Source organism: Streptomyces actuosus, assembly GCF_016921115.1.
Lineage (GTDB): Bacteria > Actinomycetota > Actinomycetes > Streptomycetales > Streptomycetaceae > Streptomyces > Streptomyces actuosus_A.
This window is the reverse complement of record NZ_JAFFZS010000050.1, coordinates 25,315-42,008: the sequence shown is the minus strand read 5'-3', so window position 1 is coordinate 42,008 and position 16,694 is coordinate 25,315. Positions and strand designations below refer to the sequence as shown.

At 71.9% G+C, this 16,694-nt stretch carries 14 protein-coding genes and 1 pseudogene; 1 reads left to right on the top strand and 14 read right to left on the bottom strand.

Translation table 11 applies throughout. From position 1 onward, the window contains the following. Positions 1-1,077 precede the first annotated feature (1,077 nt). The 7 genes and pseudogenes from JS756_RS37340 to sqr all read right to left on the bottom strand — a co-directional run. Positions 1,078-1,327: pseudogene (locus JS756_RS37340) on the bottom strand (ISKra4 family transposase); the annotation flags it as partial. Positions 1,328-1,411: 84 nt separating this feature from the next. Beyond that, positions 1,412-2,497 carry a YHYH protein gene (locus JS756_RS37735; RefSeq protein ID WP_205387024.1) on the bottom strand — a complete coding sequence of 362 codons (1,086 nt, stop codon included), beginning with the start codon at positions 2,495-2,497 and terminating at the stop codon, positions 1,412-1,414. Positions 2,498-2,600: 103 nt separating this feature from the next. Next, positions 2,601-4,082 carry a sensor histidine kinase gene (locus tag JS756_RS33405; protein WP_205387023.1) on the bottom strand — a complete coding sequence of 494 codons (1,482 nt, stop codon included), beginning with the start codon at positions 4,080-4,082 and terminating at the stop codon, positions 2,601-2,603. Positions 4,083-4,085: 3 nt separating this feature from the next. Next, entirely contained in the window at positions 4,086-4,811 is a 726-nt protein-coding gene (locus JS756_RS33400) for a response regulator transcription factor (protein ID WP_205387022.1), read from the bottom strand. Positions 4,812-5,238: 427 nt separating this feature from the next. Beyond that, positions 5,239-5,712, bottom strand: coding sequence for a DsrE/DsrF/DrsH-like family protein (locus tag JS756_RS33395; protein ID WP_205387021.1), 474 nt, complete (start codon positions 5,710-5,712; stop codon positions 5,239-5,241). Positions 5,713-5,730: 18 nt separating this feature from the next. Continuing rightward, positions 5,731-6,048 carry a TusE/DsrC/DsvC family sulfur relay protein gene (locus JS756_RS33390; protein WP_205387020.1) on the bottom strand — a complete coding sequence of 106 codons (318 nt, stop codon included), beginning with the start codon at positions 6,046-6,048 and terminating at the stop codon, positions 5,731-5,733. A 53-nt stretch (positions 6,049-6,101) separates the two neighbouring features. Beyond that, on the bottom strand, positions 6,102-7,343 hold the full coding sequence (gene sqr / locus JS756_RS33385; RefSeq protein WP_205387019.1) for a type III sulfide quinone reductase, selenoprotein subtype: 1,242 nt from the start codon (positions 7,341-7,343) through the stop codon (positions 6,102-6,104). An 890-nt stretch (positions 7,344-8,233) separates the two neighbouring features. On the opposite strand from sqr, the gene JS756_RS33380 reads away from it, so the two are divergent. Continuing rightward, a complete protein-coding gene (locus JS756_RS33380) occupies positions 8,234-8,914 on the top strand; it encodes a phosphatase PAP2 family protein (protein ID WP_205387018.1) in 681 nt (226 codons plus the stop codon). Between the two features lie 12 nt (positions 8,915-8,926). On the opposite strand, the gene JS756_RS33375 is transcribed toward JS756_RS33380, so the two are convergent. From JS756_RS33375 to JS756_RS33345, 7 genes are read right to left on the bottom strand one after another with little or no spacing between them, the layout of a single operon-like run. Further along, positions 8,927-10,261, bottom strand: coding sequence for a glutamate-1-semialdehyde 2,1-aminomutase (locus JS756_RS33375; RefSeq protein ID WP_205387017.1), 1,335 nt, complete (start codon positions 10,259-10,261; stop codon positions 8,927-8,929). Positions 10,262-10,268: 7 nt separating this feature from the next. Beyond that, positions 10,269-10,820: a dTDP-4-dehydrorhamnose 3,5-epimerase gene (gene rfbC / locus JS756_RS33370; RefSeq protein ID WP_205387016.1), complete on the bottom strand. Its 552-nt coding sequence runs from the start codon at positions 10,818-10,820 to the stop codon at positions 10,269-10,271. Then, positions 10,817-12,055, bottom strand: a complete 1,239-nt coding sequence (locus JS756_RS33365; protein WP_205387015.1) for a polysaccharide pyruvyl transferase family protein — start codon at positions 12,053-12,055, stop codon at positions 10,817-10,819. Before JS756_RS33365 ends, rfbC begins: the two co-directional genes overlap by 4 nt. Next, positions 12,052-12,999 (bottom strand): glycosyltransferase family 2 protein, encoded by a 948-nt coding sequence (locus tag JS756_RS33360; protein ID WP_205387014.1) that lies wholly within the window; start codon positions 12,997-12,999, stop codon positions 12,052-12,054. Before JS756_RS33360 ends, JS756_RS33365 begins: the two co-directional genes overlap by 4 nt. After that, positions 12,996-14,306 (bottom strand): MATE family efflux transporter, encoded by a 1,311-nt coding sequence (locus tag JS756_RS33355; RefSeq protein ID WP_205387013.1) that lies wholly within the window; start codon positions 14,304-14,306, stop codon positions 12,996-12,998. The genes JS756_RS33360 and JS756_RS33355 overlap by 4 nt, the downstream gene beginning before the upstream one ends. Before the next feature lie 5 nt (positions 14,307-14,311). Next, entirely contained in the window at positions 14,312-15,670 is a 1,359-nt protein-coding gene (locus JS756_RS33350; RefSeq protein ID WP_205387012.1) for a DUF4910 domain-containing protein, read from the bottom strand. Beyond that, positions 15,658-16,692 carry an NAD-dependent epimerase/dehydratase family protein gene (locus tag JS756_RS33345; protein WP_205387011.1) on the bottom strand — a complete coding sequence of 345 codons (1,035 nt, stop codon included), beginning with the start codon at positions 16,690-16,692 and terminating at the stop codon, positions 15,658-15,660. The genes JS756_RS33350 and JS756_RS33345 overlap by 13 nt, the downstream gene beginning before the upstream one ends. Positions 16,693-16,694: the final 2 nt, after the last annotated feature.

Sequence of the window (16,694 nt, the reverse complement as noted above, 5' to 3'; positions counted from 1 at the left end):
GCTTTTCTGGCATGCTATTGTTCCCTGCACCTTTCGGATTCAGGTTAGCCATCAGACCCAGGAACCTCCCTCCGACTTCCTCCCGGCTTAACCGGGGATATGACAAGGCGCTTTCGTGGCGCAGCGAGGTTGAACAGATCGTCGAACCTGCGACCGGGATCGGCCGCCGCCCAACGGTGAAGTTTGGCCCGCATCCCCGATACCCGCTGGTGAGACCCCGTCGGGACCTCCGGTGCACCGCTGTTCAGCAGTGCTTCTTTCGGCATTGCAGCCTCCTCTCTTCTCGATTCCGCTGCCGCCCTTCCCCATGTGCCAGGCTTTCCCCGGCTCGGAGTACTACGGCGGCTCCGCCCCGTCCCGGCCCGTTCGGCCGACGGTGGGCCCAGCCTCGAACACCGCTGGAAGCGTTGTCCCAGGTCAGGACCGGAACGGTTCCCGTGTTCACGTGTCGTTCGATCGACGGAGGAGGAGCCCGGCTATACCCCCGCGGCATCGCCACGACTACCCCGCAGCACTTCGCCGTGGCCTCCCCGGCCGACACATAGCAACCGACCGGGAAGTTCCCCACCTCCAGGGAGACAGAGACGCACCGCAACCAGCCCAGATCCGCCAGGTTCGAGCTGGTGACGAGTAAGGAGGCGTCAACGCCGGTTCCTCGCGTACTCCTTTCCGTCTCGCTTGCCGGACCCGCACCATCTGGCAGTGCTGATACGTCCCGGCTTTGTCAGGGCCGCTTGCCACCCTCCCCGGCACCTCCCCGGTCGGGCTGCCCTCAGCTTCAACCGCCCTGCTGCGACAGGACGGCGGTGGCGTCCTTTCACCGCCACTCGAACAACTCGCGCTTCACGGCGCACCTACGTTTTTCGTCAAGGCATCCCTGTCGGGTTGGGGGTAGTTCAGGGCTTCTGGTGGTAGGCGGCGAGCTTGATCTCCTTCGGTGCGCGGGATTCGTCGAAGGTGCCGTCGTGGAGCATGGCGAACAGGACGCTGGTGCGTCGGCGGGCGAGGCGGAGGGGGCCTGGGTGCGGGTCTTGCCGCGGACGCGTTGCTTTTCGCGGGAGGCGCGGGAGGCGCGGGAGGCGCAGCGGCGGCGGACCGCTTCGAGGGCCTGGTCGTAGGAGCCGCGGACGGCGTCGGTGACGGCCAGACGTCCAAGGCCCAGCGAGTGACGCCCGGCCGGCGGCGACAGACACACATTCGCGGGACGCACGTTGCAGAGCCCCGGTCCCCGGTAGGCGACGCGACGCACCTTCACGTGTCCGCACAGGCAGGCCGGCCACCGTTCATGACCCGCCTCGCGCCATGGACGCTCCCGTCCTTCCGGTCCCACCGGCCTGGGAGCGGACTCTCTGTCCGCGGCGGCTCCCGCACCGGCTCTGCCGGATCACCGCCGGCCGTCCTCGCCAGGAGCTCACCAGCCGTCTCCCGGATGCGCTGGCCCTGCCCCCTGGCCCGCGCCCTGACCCCGGCCCTGACCGGCGCCCCTGCGGTTGCCCTCGGTGCGGTCATGTGCCGGGGTCTCGATCGGTGTGCCGTGGTAACAGCCCACGGTATAGGGGAATTCAAGGGTGGCGCTGTAGTGGTACATCGTCGTCTCTTTGCCGTTCCACATCACCTTGCTGGTGCGCCCGTGGCAGCCGTCGAGGTCGGCGTTGGTGGGCAGGTTGCCCTTGTCGTCCCGCTCGACGTAGATGCCGAAGCCGTCCAGTGCGTACCCGACGAGGGTCGAGCCCTTTTCCGTGGTCGCGGAGAGCAGACAGGACGGGATGTCGTGGTAGTGGTAGTCCTCCGCGCCGTCGGGGTGGCCGTCGCACATGTCCTGGGTCTCGTGGGCCGCCGCGTCCCGTCCCGCGTCGTCGAGGGCGTTGTAGAGGTAGACGCCGTTCTTGAGGATGCCGATGGCTCCCATGGAGAGGCAGCCGGCGCTGTCGGCGAGGCTCGGGTCGAGCGGCAGGGTGAGGTTGACGGTCTTCGACGCGATGGCGTTCGGGTTGGTGTCGTACTGGTAGGCCGGGTCGGACTGCTGGACAGGGAAGGTACCGGTGCTCTGGTGCGTCGGCAGGTCCTTGGAGGTGATGACCCGGGAGTCGCCCTGGACGGTCTCGTCGTACTCGGCGTCCGGCCAGCTGTGCTCGCCCTGCACCTGCACCTTCGAGGTGGAGTCCCACGTCTTGTTCGCGGTGTCCATCCAGGGGCCGTCGTGGCGTGCCCCGCCGGGGCGGAAGGAGGTTTGGCACGAGTAGACGTGCCCGGTCTGCGCGGCGGTCGAGACCTTGTCGTCGCCGAGCGGGATCTTCTTGGGATCGGTGACCCCGGCCCAGGACGCGGGGACGCCTGCGCCGGCCACCGACGGTGCCGGGCTCACGGACTGCCCTGGCGAGGACTGCTGTCCGAGGGAGGAGGGGACCGAGGACGAGCAGGCCGCCAGCAGCACCGTACCGCTCGCCATGGCCAGCCCTCGAAGCGCGAACCTTCCAGATTTCACAGACGCGGTCACGGTCGTTCCTTCTGCTCGGGAGGGTGATGACGGGTCGGACGCGGGCCCCTGGCCGACGTGGCCCCGGGCCGTGCCGGTCCGTCGAGCGAGAACGTTGGCAGTCTCAGGGGCGCGAGCCGCTGAGGCCCTCCTGAAGATTGGCTGAAACCTCACGCGCGGCCGGTTCGCCCGACGCCGGCGGCCGGGGCAGGCGCACCAGGAAGGTGGCGCCGCCGCCAGGGGTCTCCAGCGCGGTCACGGTCCCGTCGCAGCTGCTCACCAGCGCCGCCACGATGGCGAGCCCGAGACCTGATCCCGTTCCGGACCGCCTGCGCGCCCGGGAACCGTCGGGGCGGAAGAAGCGCTCGAAGACGTACGGGCGGTCGGCGGCCGCGATCCCGGGGCCGTTGTCGATCACCCGGATCTCGACTACCGGCCCGACCGCCTCGGCGGTGATCCGGGTGAGGGTGCCGGGGGGTGTGTGGTTGCGGACGTTCGCCAGCAGATTCCCGATCACCTGCCGTAGTCGCAGCGCGTTCGCGCGTACGGAGACGGCCGGGCCGGTCGCGAGGTCCAGTTCGACCCGGTGGCCGGTGCCGATGGCGCGGTGTTCCTCGACCGCGTCCCCGAGGACGCCGGCCACCTCCACGTCCGCATCCGCATCCGCGTCCGCGGCCTCGTGGTCGAGCCGTGCGAGGAGGAGCAGATCCTCCACCAGGCCGGTCATCCGCTCCGTCTCCGTGGCGATCCGGGACATCGCCCGTTCCAGGAGCGGGCCGGGCGGCAGCCCGCCGCGGCCGTGGAGCTCGGCATAGCCGCGGATGAGCGCCAAAGGCGTGCGCAGTTCGTGGGAGGCGTCGGCCACGAACTGCTCCAGCCTGAGACGGGCGGCCTCGCGAGCGGCGAGGGATGCGTCGAGCTGGACGAGCATGTGGTCGAACCGTGTGGTCAGCCGTCCGACCTCGTCGCGGGTGGCGCGCGGTCGGGTACGGCGCGTCAGGTCACCGGCCGCCACCGCCTCTGTGGCGTCAACCAGGTCGTCCAGGGGCCGCAGTTGCCGTCGTACCACCCACCGGCCGACGCCGCCGCCGAGTGCCACGACTGCGCCGCCGCCGAGCAGCAGGCTCCCCAGCAGCAGGTCCGTCGTCCGGGCCGCCTCCATCAGCGACACGGCGAAGACGGTCACGCCGCCGTCAGGCCGGCGGACCGCAGCCCAGTGGTACTCCAGTGTCCCGTCCACGCTCCCGGCGCTCCTGATACGGCCGTCCGGGCCGCCGGACAGCGCGGTTTTCCAGGAGACGTCCGGCAGCGGGTCCAGGTCCCCGGTCAGCTCCGAGGGCACGACCTGCTCAAGAAGCCCCCGCGAGTCGAAGCGCAGCAGGGCGACCTGCCGGGCCGGAGACTGGTCCCCGCCCGGCCGGACCCCGGACTGCGCCGACTGACCCGGCTGTGCCGACGGCGGCTGGGCGCGGGCGTGCACGAGGCGTGCGTCGGCCTCGGCGACGAGGTTCGACCGGGTCCACCACAGGGTGCCGCCGCCCAGAACCGCCACTGCCCCGGTGAGCAGCACGGCCACCAGGAGGGCCAGACGCGCGCGCAACCTCATGCCTCAGCCCTCCGACCGCAGCACATAGCCGAATCCGCGCACCGTGTGGATCAGGGCCGGACCGTGCGCGTCCACCTTCCTGCGCAGCTGGCTGATGTGCGCCTCCACCAGGTTGCCGTCGCCCCGACCGGGCTCGGCATGCCCCCAGACGGCCTCGATGATCTGCGCTTTCGACAGCACCTGGCCCAGCCCCCGGAGCAGATAGCGCAGGATCCGGTACTCGGTAGGGGACAAGACGACCTCCCGGCCGCCCCGGGTCACCCGGTGAGCCCGGTCGTCCAGCACGAGGTCGCTGATCTGCAACAGCCGGTCCACCCGGTCGGTCCGCCCGCTGCGGCGCAGTACAGCGGCGATCCTGAGGGTCAGCTCCTCCAGGCTGAAGGGCTTCGTCAGATAGTCGTCGCAGCCCCGGGCGAACCCCGTGCGCAGGTCGGCCCGGCTGTCCCGGGCGGTGAGGAAGATCACCGGAAGCTCACAGCCGGCGCTGCGCAGCCGCCCGCACACCTCGAACCCGTCGAGGTCGGGCAGGGTGACATCGAGGATCAGCAGATCGCAGTCGGGAGCCAGGCCGCCGGACAGGCACTCACGGCCGCTGCTGAGGGTGACGGCGTCGTACCCCTCGTGCCGCAGCGACGCCTCCAACAGCTCGGCCATCGGCTCGTCGTCCTCGACGAGGAGGATCCGGGCACGTGGCCGCCGGGCGTTTGCTCCCGAGGTCGTCACAGTCATGCGCGGGATGGTAGGACAGCGAACTGTGGGCTCCGGCGGGCCCGGACGACGCGAGGGCCGTCCCGGGCCGCGCCCCGCCGAAGGGCCGCCGAGCGCTGCCTCAGCCTTCGGTCATCCCGCTACCGCCTGGCACGACACGGTGCCGAGCAGCACAGGGCATCGGACCTGCCCCCGGCCGCAGCCGTCCGCCGAAGCCCAGGCACCGACGTCCGGCGTCCTCGGACATTCGGGTTCGAGGAGTGTCCGAGCAGAGACCACCGCTACGGCGTTCAGTTTCCTGAACGTTTCGGCCGCACTGGTCGGCGACGGCAACAGGCGTACCGCCTGGCGCGTCGTGCGCGTCGTGCGCGTCTTCCCGCGGCTCGACGGCGCCGGCACGCGCCGCATCCCGCTCGGCAGCCCGCGCCCGGCGCCTGTGCCGGCCATGTCAGGTGTAGATGATCTGGCCACCGGCCGCGTGCTCGTAGAACTCGCCGACCGTGATGATGCCTTGGACCTGCTCGACCAGGTCGTCCTTGTCGAGTTCGAACAGGTCGACGGACGCCTTGCAGGCGTAGATGCCCGCCCCGGTGTCGCCGATCATCTCGATGAACTCCGGGATCGGCGGGATGTCGAGCTTGTCCATCTTGCGTTCCATGTACCGGGTGACCAGGTCCGGGACCCACGGCATGCCGCCCAGCAGGGTCGGCAGGTGCAGTCCGGGGTTGCCGACGGTGGCCAGCTTGATGTGCTCCCAGCGCTTCTTCGTGATCGCGTCCAGGCCGAAGAAGGTGAAGAACAGGTCGGCCTCGATGCCCTCGGCGCGGGCGCCGTTGGCCATGATCAGGGCCGGGTAGATCCCCTCCAGGGATCCCTTGGAGACGATGATCGAGACCTTCTCGATCGTTGCGGTGTCGGCCATGGCAGCTTGCGCTCCCTCTCAGATACAGCCGCGGGGCTTGGGGATACCGGCGATCTTCGCGGCAGTCTTCGCCGGTCCCTTGGGAAACAGCTGGTAGAGCTCCTTGACGCCGACGCCGGAGGTCTTGCCGAGGACGCGCACGGTGGGGCCGGTGCCCTTGGCCGCGTACTGCTCGCGCATGAAGCGGATGACGATCCAGTGCCGGTCGGTCAGCGTGTCGATGCCGGCCTCCTCGGCGATCTGCTCGGCCATCGGCTCGGTCCAGCAGGCCGGGTCGGTGAAGAAGCCCTCGTCGTCGACGGGGACGGCGCTGCCGGCGTAGGTGTTGGTGGGCATGACGATTTCTCTCCCCTTGGACGGACACGTGGCCTCGGACGGACACGCGGTTCTCAGGTGGATACGCGGTTCTTGCCGTGCTCGGGCATGGCCGAGCCGATGCCGGGCAGTTCCCGGCCGGGCAGCAGGCTGTGCCAGTAGAGCCACTCGAAGGCGAGCTTGCCGAGATGGCTCGCGTGCGACTCCTTCAGCAGGGGCAGGCCGAGGGGGCCCGGGAAGTGGCCGGGCAGCGGCTCGGTGTCGTAGTTGAAGTCGATGAGCAGCGCCTTGTGGAAGCCGGTCTCCACGAAGCAGTTGGCGTGCCCGTCGAAAGAGGCGTCAAGCGGCTGCCCGGCAAGGTGACGGCCGATGTTGTGCACCAGCACCTCGCCCTCGAAGTGGGCCACCGATCCGGCCTTGGAGGCGGGCAGTCCGGCCGCGTCACCGATCGCGAACACCTCGGGCCGACCTGGGAGTTGCAGCGTGTGCGGGTCGACGGGGACGAAGCCCAGTTCGTCACCCAGGCCCTCGGAGCGCTCCACGTACTCGGCGCCGCCGTGCAGGGGCACCACGACCGCCAGGTCGAAGGGCACCTCCCGGTCGTCGTACGACACCAGCCGCCCGCGTTCGCCGTCGACCTCTCCGAGCGTGAACTCCGTGACCAGTTCGACTCCCTTCTCCTTGAGCAGCCCGCCCAGCGCCTTGGCCGCGACCGGCTTGGTGAAGGCCGCGTCGAGCGGGGTGGCGTACGTCAGCTCGACCCGGTCGCGGATGCCTCGCCGCTGGAGGTGCCAGTCCGCGAGGAAGGCGAACTCCAGTGGCGCGACAGGACACTTGAGGGGCAGGTCGGCGACATCGATCACCAGGCGGCCGCCCTCGAAGCGTTCCAGCGCTTCGTGCAGGCCCACGGCTCCGGGGAGGTCGTAGAAGGTGAAGACCTTCTCACCCCAGCCCGGACCGGTCAGCCCCTCGGTCTCCTCCGGCAGCAGCCTCGCTCCGGTGGCGACCACGAGGACGTCGTACGGCAACCGGATGCCACCGGCGAGGTGCACCGTCCGCGCGTCCAGGTCGACCCGCTCGATCCGCGCCTGCTTGTAGTCGACGGCCGCGTCCAGTTGCCGGGGACGGGGGCGGACGAGGTGGTCGGGCCGGGCGAGCCCGAAGGGCACGAACAGCAATCCGGGCTGGTAGATGTGGTCGTCGTCCTGGTCGACGACCGTGATCCGGCACTCGCGCCGGTCGTACGTACGGCACAGGCGGTTCGCCGTCATGGTGCCGGCGGTCCCGCCGCCGAGAATCACGATGTGTTTGCCCATGGCCTCACTGTCGTATGGGAGGTGACGGCCGGACATGGGCCGCTGGTCCCCACTGGAGTACCCACCCGGGTATGTCTTCGGCCGGGCCTACCACCCCCGGATCCCGCTTGCCCGCCACGAACGCCCTGGCAAGACACCCGGCCGGGTATGTCTTCTCGCGAGCAGGCACGAGGGCCGAAGGGTCCCGGCTGCACCTCGTCGGCCCGTCGGCCCGTCGGCCCGTCGGCCCGCGCTCGGCGGTCGACCGGGCGAGAGCGTCGTCCTCGGAGCCCCACGCCCCGGCGGAACCGGAAGCCCCGTCGCCCGACCGCAGCGTCGGGCTCGCCGACCGGTACCTGGCGACCGAACCCGGTACAGCGTCCTGACAGCGCGGGCCGACGTCCTCTCGGTACGGCGTGGACGAGCGCGTCGAGAGCCGTGCGGTCGTCGCCCTCGGCGTGGGGCACCGGCCGTGTGACGGTCTCGGTCCGCAGGATGTCGGCGCCCATCGTGTCGTCCCCGGCGGGCAGGCAGGGGCAGTTGTGACGGGCCGGGGGGATGCAGGCGGTGCAGGGGCGGGATCGGTCCAGCCGCCGGACCAATGCTCTCCTGCAACGTGATCCACGGGACGGACGGTGATCGTGGCGAGAGGGCGATGCGCGGACTTTCCGACGGCGGTGTGCGCGACCGCGTTGTTGGTTACGCTGGCGAGCAGAGGCTGATCCGATGCCCTCGGCCAGGGCGATGGACGGACCGGCGCGTTCGGGGCTGCGCAGTCGGGTCTGCACGACCGACGGCTCGCGCGCGGGCCACGTCGGACACGATTCGGGGGGCTCGGTGATGGGGAGTCGGTGCCGTCGGAAGCCGAAGGTCGAGCGGTGCACCGCAGTTCGACCGGACGCGGTGGGCCTGTGACCCGCCGGTCGGCGCCCGTGGTGCTGCCGCTGTCGCTGCGCGTGTGGCTCGGGCCGGTTGCGGCTCTCGCCGCGCTGGTGGTCGTCGTGCTCGGTGTCCTGTTCGCCGACGAGAGCCGACCCGGCAGGGTGGACGCACGGATCCGGGCGTCGGTGGACGGGGCGGGGCCGACGTGGAGGCATGTCGCTCTGGCCATGGACTTCCTGGGGGAGCCCGCGGGAGCCGCGGCGCTGGTCCTTGCCGCCGTGACGGGCTGCCTGCTGCTACGGCGTCCTCGCGCAGCGGTGCTCCTCGTCGCCGGTGTCGGTGTCACCGTGGGGACGGCGACGCTGCTCAAGTCCCTGGTGGGACGCACCATCCACGACGGGAACCTGTCCTACCCGAGCGGACACACCGCCTTCGCCACCGCGTTCGCCCTCGTGGTGGCGCTGCTCGCGACCGGCCGGCTCGGCCTCGGCAGGACGGCCGGCACGTCACTCGTACTCGCCGCGGCGCTGGTCGGCGGCGCCGCCATGGGCTGGGCGCAGGTCCTCCTGGACGCGCACTACCCGACCGACGTCCTCGGTGGCTGGTGCACCGCGCTGGCGGTGATACCGGCGACCGCGTGGCTGGTCGACCGGACGGCCGACCGACGGGCCGATCGGGCGGCCGACGCCGGTCTCCGACAGCGCCGCTGACGTCCCGGCACGTCACGCCAAGCGGCGGAACACAGGCTTGACCGGTCGTCCGCCCAGCCAGGGGGTGGGGTCGCCGGCGTCCAGTGCCTTCCGGTACACCGCACACGCCTGGGCCACCACGTCCACGGTGTGATCGATGTCGGCGTCGTCGAGCGCGCTGCTCACCACGAACGACGGGGCCAGCACCCCGCCCATGAGGAGCCGGCGCAGGAAGAGGGTGCGGTACTGCTGCGACGGCTGCCCGTTCTCGTCGAGGGTGGCGAAGACCAGGTTGCTGGCCCGGCCGCGGACGACGACGTGGTCGGCGACGCCCATGCCGGCCGCGGCGTCGCGGACACCGGCGGCCAGCCGCTCGCCGAGAGCGTGCAGCCGCGCGGTGACGCCCTCTTCGGCGTAGGTGGTGAGTACGGCCGTCGCGGCTGCCAGGGAGTGCGTCTCCGCACCGTGCGTGGTGGACAGCAGGAACACCCGGTCGCCGGCGTGGCGCAGTCCGCCCCGCTCCATCAGCTCGCGGCGCCCGGCCAGGGCGGAGACGGCGAATCCGTTGCCCAGCGCCTTGCCGAACGTGGACAGGTCGGGGACCACACCGTACAGGCCCTGGGCGCCCGCCTCGGACCAGCGGAGGCCGGTGATCATCTCGTCGAAGACCAGGACGCAGCCGTGCCGGTCGGCCACCTCGCGCAGGCCGGCGAGGTACCCGGGCGGGGGCTCGGTGTGGGTGGCGGGTTCGAGGATCAGGCAGGCGACCTCGTCCCGGTACCGGGTGAGCAACTCCTCCGTGGCGGCCAGGTCCCCGTAGGGGAACGCCACGGTCAGCTCCTCGGTCGCCGCCGGAATGCCGGCGGACATCGGCGTGGTGCCGATGAACCAGTCGTCGACGGAGAAGAACGGATGGTCGGCGCAGACGGCCACCCGCGGGCGCCCGGTAGCGGCCCGGGCGAGACGCACCGCGGCGGTGGTGGCGTCGGAGCCGTTCTTCGCGAACTTCACCATCTCGGCGGTCGGCACCGTGGCCAGGAAGCGTTCCGCGGCCTCCACCTCCACGATGGACGGCCGGACGAAGTTGCTGCCGCGGTCGAGTTCCCGCCGCACCGCCTCGACGACCCGTGGGTGGGCGTGGCCGAGGCTGACCGACCGCAGGCCGGAGCCGTACTCGATGTAGCGGTTGCCGTCGACGTCCCACACGTGGGCACCGCGGCCGTGGCTGATGACCGGCGCCAGGTCCTCGGGGTACTGGTCGTCGCCCTTGGCGTAGGTGTGCGCGCCCCCGGGGATCAGGGTGTGCAGACGTTCGTTCGCCCTCCGCGACCGGGGCAGGAGGAGCTCTTCGCTGTCTTCCGTGGCCACGTCGTCCTCACTTCTGCTGTTGCCGAAGGGCCTCGGCGAGGCTCGGTGCCTCCCGGTCCCGCCGGGACATCGAGGTGGCCGGCAGCGGCCAGGGGATGGCGAGCTCCGGGTCGTCGAAGGCGATCGTCACGTCCTCGGCCGGGTCGTGCGGGCGGTCGATCCGGTACGAGACGTCGGCGGTCCCGGTCAGAGCCTGGAAGCCGTGCGCACACCCCGCCGGGACGTACAGGGTCACCTGCGTCTCGTCGGACAGCTCGAAGAAGGCCGTGTTGCGGTAGGTCGGCGAGCTGGGCCGCAGGTCCACGACGACGTCGAAGATCCTTCCGTACGAGCACCGCACCAGCTTGGCCTCGCCGGCGCCCGAGCGCAGGTGCAGGCCGCGCAACACGCCCCGGACCGAGCGGGACAGGCTGTCCTGGACGAAGGCGTTCGGGTCGAGCCCCACCGAGCGGACCACGTCGGCGTCGAAGGTGCGGCTGAAGAAGCCGCGCTCGTCGGTGTACGGCGACGGCTCGAACAGGTACGCACCGGCGATCGCCGGGACGTCGAGCGCTTTCATGGCGCCTCCCGCAGAGAGTGGGCGTGGGTGTGGTCGGCCGCCGGGAAGAGGGCAGCGGTCAAGGCGGCGAACTGGTGCTTCAGTTGCCGGGCGGCGATCCGGTTCCGCTCCGTGAGGGTCCGCCGCAGTTCCGCGGACTGCTTCTCCAGCGCCCGGAACTGCTCCAGCAGCCGGTCGGCGTCGACCTCGCGAGCCGGGTGGCAGTACGCGTCCAGCCCCATCCGAGCCATGAGCGCGTCGCTCTTGGCCGCGTAGCTGAGGGCGAGCGTCGGTGTGCCGACCTTCAGCGCGCAGACCAGGTTGTGGTACCGGGTCGCCACCACGGTGTCGGCGGCCGCCGTCTCCTTCATCAGGTCGGCCAGCGAGGCCGCCTGGGCTGCGGTGACCAGCGGCGAGTCCACCGCGTCCAGGATCGAGGTGACCACCGGCCCGTCGCATTCGTCGCCGACCAGCAGCCGGACCGGCCTGCCGTCCTCGACCAGCGCGCGGACGAAGCGGGTCGTCCCGTCGAGGTAGCGCCGGTGGATCTCCTCGGCCCGGGCGCGGTCGTCGTTGCCGCCGTGGAAGTCCATGACCCCGACGCAGACCTGGCCCGGCGGACCCGGGGGCGCGCTCGCCGGCGGCGCCGGCAGCGCGAAGGCGAGGTCCGGGTACACCTCGTCGCGCGCGGTGTCCACGCCCATCGCCCGCATCGCGTCGCGGGACAGGGCGTCCCGGTACGACCGGTACGTGGCCAGCCGTGCCGACCAGCGCACCAGGGCCCGGGTCGGCCGGTCGCCGATCGCGGCGGCGCCGACGCCGGCCAGCGCGACCCGGGTGCCGAACAGGCGGCCGGAGGCGCAGAGCAGGAACAGCGAGTACGGGAAGCCCCACGGCCGCAGCGGCAGCGTGGCCTCCAGGACGCCCATGCCCGGCACGATCACCACGTCGTGCCGGCGCACCCAGGCGGCGGTGCGGACGGCGTCGACGAGTTTGCCCAGTCCCTTCGCCACGATCGCACCGGCCCGCGACGCGGTCCGGTACTCCCCGCGGTACCAGTGCAGCCGCGTCGCGGGGATCCGGTATCGGGTCGCGACGACCTCGGGGCCGCCGCACAGCGCGTCCACGACGGCCTCCGGGTGCTCGGCGCGGAGGTAGCCGAGCACGGCCTCCAGCGACCCGTCGTTGCCGAGGTTGCCGGAGCCGAGCAGGCCGAAGACGCCGACGCGCACCGGAGTCCCGTTGGCAGGCGTCATGCGCGCCTCCCCTCGCGGCCGGCGACGACGGCGTCGACGGAGACGGAGTGCAGGGCCGGGTCGACCGGGGCTCGGTCCTCGACCCGCTCTCCGGCGCCCGGCCGGACCCGGCTGGTCATCCACGCGGCCAGGTGACGCCGGCACGCGCGCCGGTCGGCGGGGGACAACGGCGCCCGCTGGATCGCGGCGACGAAGCCCCAGACGTACTCGGCGAGCAGCCGGGGCGTCGGGTGCAGCGGGCCCGCCCGGCGCGGGTCCAGATTGACGCACCGGGAGCGCTTGCTCGGGTTCGCCCGCTCGGCGCGGGTGGGGTGGTCGCGGCGGAAGTACAGCAGCTCCGGCACCTGGTGGAAGGGCCCGTGCAGGGTGATCTCGGCGACGAAGGTGCGGTCCGCGTGGTGGTAGCTGTCGTGCGGCTTCACCCGGCGCAGCACGTCGGCCCGCATCACCCCGTAGAAGTCGTCGCCACCGGGCTCGAACAGCAGGCTGCGGAAGCGCTCCGGCGCGTGCGGCGAGTCGGTGGCGAGCCCGTACTCGTAGGGGACCTTCACCCGGCCGTCACCGTCGATGACCGCCTGGCCGGTGTGCGCGAGGATCACCTCCGGCCGCTCGTCCAGCGCCTCGACGCAGCGCTGCAGCAGATCCCGGGCGTACAGGTCGTCGTGCGAGGCCCATTTGAACAGCTCGCCGCGGCACTCGGTGAACACGTGGTTGTGGTTCGGTGCGGCGCCGATGTTCCGGGGCAGCCGGAGGTACCGGATGCGCGAGTCCCGGGCGGCGTACCGGCGGCAGATGTCCTGGGTCCCGTCGGTGGAGGCGTTGTCGGAGACGACCAGCTCGAAGTCCTCGTAGGTCTGGCCGAGCAGGGCGTCGAACGACTCGGCGAGGTACTCCTCGCCGTTGTACACGGGCAGGCCGATGCTCAACCGGGGTTGGGCGGTCATGGTGTCCTCGCTTCGCTGATGGGGTTCTGGCGGCGCTCGCGCAGGGCGGACCGCAGTTGCAGCCACCACACGGCCGAGCCGCTGACGGTCGCGGCGGCGACGCCCCAGGCCGAGCCGACCGTGCCGGCCACGACCGCCCCGCCGAGCCCGCCGACGACGTAACAGGCGGAGGCGAACAACTGGCTGCGCAGGCTGCGCCGGGCCGCGGCGAGCGCGCGCAGCCCGGCCGCCGCACCGGTGCCGAGCCCGGCGCCCGCGACACCGAGGGTGGCCGGCACGATGAGCTGGGAGGCGGAGTGCCAGACGTCGCCGAGCACGAGCTCGCCGGCGTGGTCCGGCATCAGCAGCAGCGCCGCGCCCCAGAGCAGCGCGGCGACGGCCTGCCCGCCGCCCAGCAGGAGGCAGAACGGGCCCAGCCGGTGCGGGGCCCGCCGCAGTACCCGGGCCGCCTCCGCGACGGTGACCAGCGACAGCCCCATCAGTACGGCGAGGAACGGGCCGAGCAGGAGCTCGGCGCCCCGGACCGCACCCACCGCGCCGACCCCGACGATCGCGCCGAGCCCGTAGGCCCGCAGCTGGCCGGCACCGCTGGTGCTGACGTTCTCGACCAGGTACCGGGAGCCGAGGTCGCGGTGCGCGCGAAGCCACTCGCCCGCTCCGGTCGTGCGGGGCCGGATCCCGGACTGGAAGCAGCCGTACACCGCGGCCACCGCGGCGGACGCCCCCCAGGCGAGCACGAAAGCGGGCACGCTGCCCACGCGGGCCGCCACCACCATGGCCGGGACGAGCGCGACGCCCCACACCAGGTCGTTGACGAAGGCCTTCCGCCCGGTGCCGGCGGCGAAGAACGAGTACCGCCAGGCGTCCTGCAGCAGCAGCCCCGGCAGCATGACGCCGAGGCAGGCGAACGCGGCCCCCACGCCGCCGCCGAGAGCCGCCCCGGCCACCAGGCACGCCGCGCCGATGGCGGCACCGACGCCGAGCGCGGTACCCGACGACCGGGCCACCGCCCCGCGCCAGGAGGCGTCCGACACGCCGCTGAAGCGCACCACGAGCGGATCGGTGGCCAGCCCGCGGGAGACGCTGAGCACCACACCGTAGGTCACCCAGGCCAGGCTGAACACGCCGAACGCGGCCAGCCCGAGCGAGCGCGCCACATAGATCCCCACCGCGAAGTTCGTCATGCTGGAGGCCGCCTGATCGGCCAGTCCCCAGGACAGCCGGCCGACGACAGCCCGCTTGGCAGTCCGCGGGGCGGGTCCGGCCGGGGCCGCCGATGCCGTCGCCTTCTGCTCCTCGGTGGTCATCGGCGTCACGCCTTGATCAGTCCGGCGCCGTGCAGGGCGTCGGCCGCGGCGGCGACGGTGTCGAACGGCAGCCCGGACCGCTCGGCGACGTCCAGCAGACTGTGCTCGCCGTCGGAGAGGCTGAGCACCCAGAGCATGGCCGTCTGGGCCTGCTTCGCGTCACTGCGGCCGCCGAGCGAGTCGTACAACCCGCGCCGGCCCAACTGCGGCTCACCGTAGGGGCTGAGGTTGACGTAGCGCCGGTTGCGGTCCAGGACGGCGAACGCCTCGCTGCAGACGGCGAGGGTGTCCGCCATCGCCTTTGGGGTGACGAAGTCCAGATTGTCCGCCGAGGTGTGGTACTCGGGGTAGCCGGCGTACGGGGTCCGGCTGAGCGAGCCCACGCCGAGGTCGAAGCCGGGCGAGCAGAACTGCCGCTCGTCGTAGCCGTACGGAGTGAACTCGGCGACGTGGTGCGGGCGTTCGGAGGCGACCAGGACGTGCCGCATCACCCGGTCGATCTCCGCGTCGCCGCGCCTGCTCTGCTTGTACGTCAGATGGCCCGGGTCGCCGGCGCAGGCCAGCACCAGCCCGTGCTCGACCCTCGCTCCAGCTCCCGGTTCCTCCCCCGCGCTTCGCTTCGCTCGCCCGGGGGGACCCCCATGAGCAGGGGACACACCGTTCACCCGCTCCGCATTGCGGGCCAGCCAGGTGATCGCCCCGATGGTGCCGGGCGCGAACAGGAAACGGTAGGTGTACCACGGCGTCCGCTCCGCCAGCGCCCGGGCCAGGAACGTCGCCACCGCGATACCGGCCAGGTTGTCGTTGGCCAGCGACGGGTGGCAGACGTGGCATGACACGATCACCTCGTCCGCGACCTGCCCGGGGACCACGTGCTCGGCGTAGGTGAGGTGACCGTCGGCGAGTGTGGAGTCGATGCGCACCTCGTACTCGCCGTCCGGCATGGCGTCCAAGGTCTCCTGGGCCAGGCAGAACCCCCATTCCGGCTGGTAGTAGCTGGTGCGGTAGGGCACCCAGGTCGGATGGTCCGGCAGGGTGTGCAGGTGACCTCGCAGCTCGGCCAGCGGCATGGTCGCCGACACCGGCACGCTGTAGCCGAGGACGTGCAGGCTGGACGCGGCGAAATCGACGACCCGGTTGCCCGCGGTGTCGGCGATGTACGCGTCCCGGATGTTCCACTCCTGCGGCACCGTCCAGTCGAGCACCTGGGTCCCGGTCGGCACCTCGTGCACCTGCAGCGGGAGGTACTCGCCGACGATCTCCAGGGTGGCGCGCACACCGTCGCCGGTGATGCTCCGGCACAGCGGGTACAACCGCTCCACCAGGGCGTACATCTCCTCGCCGGTCGTGGTCATCGGCGCCACCGCAGGGTGTCGTCGACGGCGCCGGCGTCGGCGGCCGCGCGCAGCACGGCCAGCCGGGTGAAGCGCTGCTCGAAGTCCTCCTTGGTCAGCCCGTGTTTCCGGTAGGCGTCGGCGAGTTCGAGCGCGCCCTGTTTCACCGTCCACTCGCAGTCGAAGCCGGGCACCGCCGCGCGGAACCGGGAGAAGTCGACCCGGTACGACCGCGGATCGGCACCGCTCTCCCCGGTGATCACCACCTTCGCGCCGGACACCGCCTCGGCGACCTGCTCGGCGATCTCGGCGACCGTGACGTTGTTGACCTCACTGCCGATGTTGAACGCCCGGTCGTGCACCGCTTCCCGCGGCGCCACCAGCGCGGCCGCGAAGGCGCGCGCGATGTCCGCGGCGTGCACCAGCGGGCGCCAGGGCGTGCCGTCGGAGAGCACCAGCACCTCGCCGGACAGCAGCGCATGGCCCACCAGGTTGTTCAGCACGATGTCCGCGCGCAGCCGGGGCGAGTAGCCGAACGCGGTGGCGTTGCGCATGTACACCGGGCTGAAGTCGCCGTCGGCCAGCGCGTGCAGGTCGTCCTCCACCCGCACCTTGGACTCCGCGTACGGCGTCACCGGGCGCAGCGGGGCGTCCTCGGCCACCAAGTTCGACAAGTCGGGGTCGCTGGAGGCGCCGTAGACCGAGCAGGTCGACGCGTACAGGAAGCGCCGCACCCCGGCGTCGCGGGCCAGCCGGGCCAGCCGCACGGACGCGTGGTGGTTGATGTCGTAGGTGAGCTCCGGTGCCAGCGATCCCAGCGGGTCGTTGGACAGGGCAGCCAGGTGGATCACGGCGTCCACCCCGGCCACGTGCTCGGCGGTGACGTCGCGCAGGTCCACCCCGATCCCCGGCGGGTCCGCGGGCTGCGGGCCCAGTACGCAGTCGGCGAACAGGCCGGCGTCCAGCCCGACGACCTCGTGTCCGGCGGCCGCGAGCACGGGCGCCATGACGGTGCCCAGGTAGCCCTGGTGTCCGGTGAGCAGTACGCGCAAGG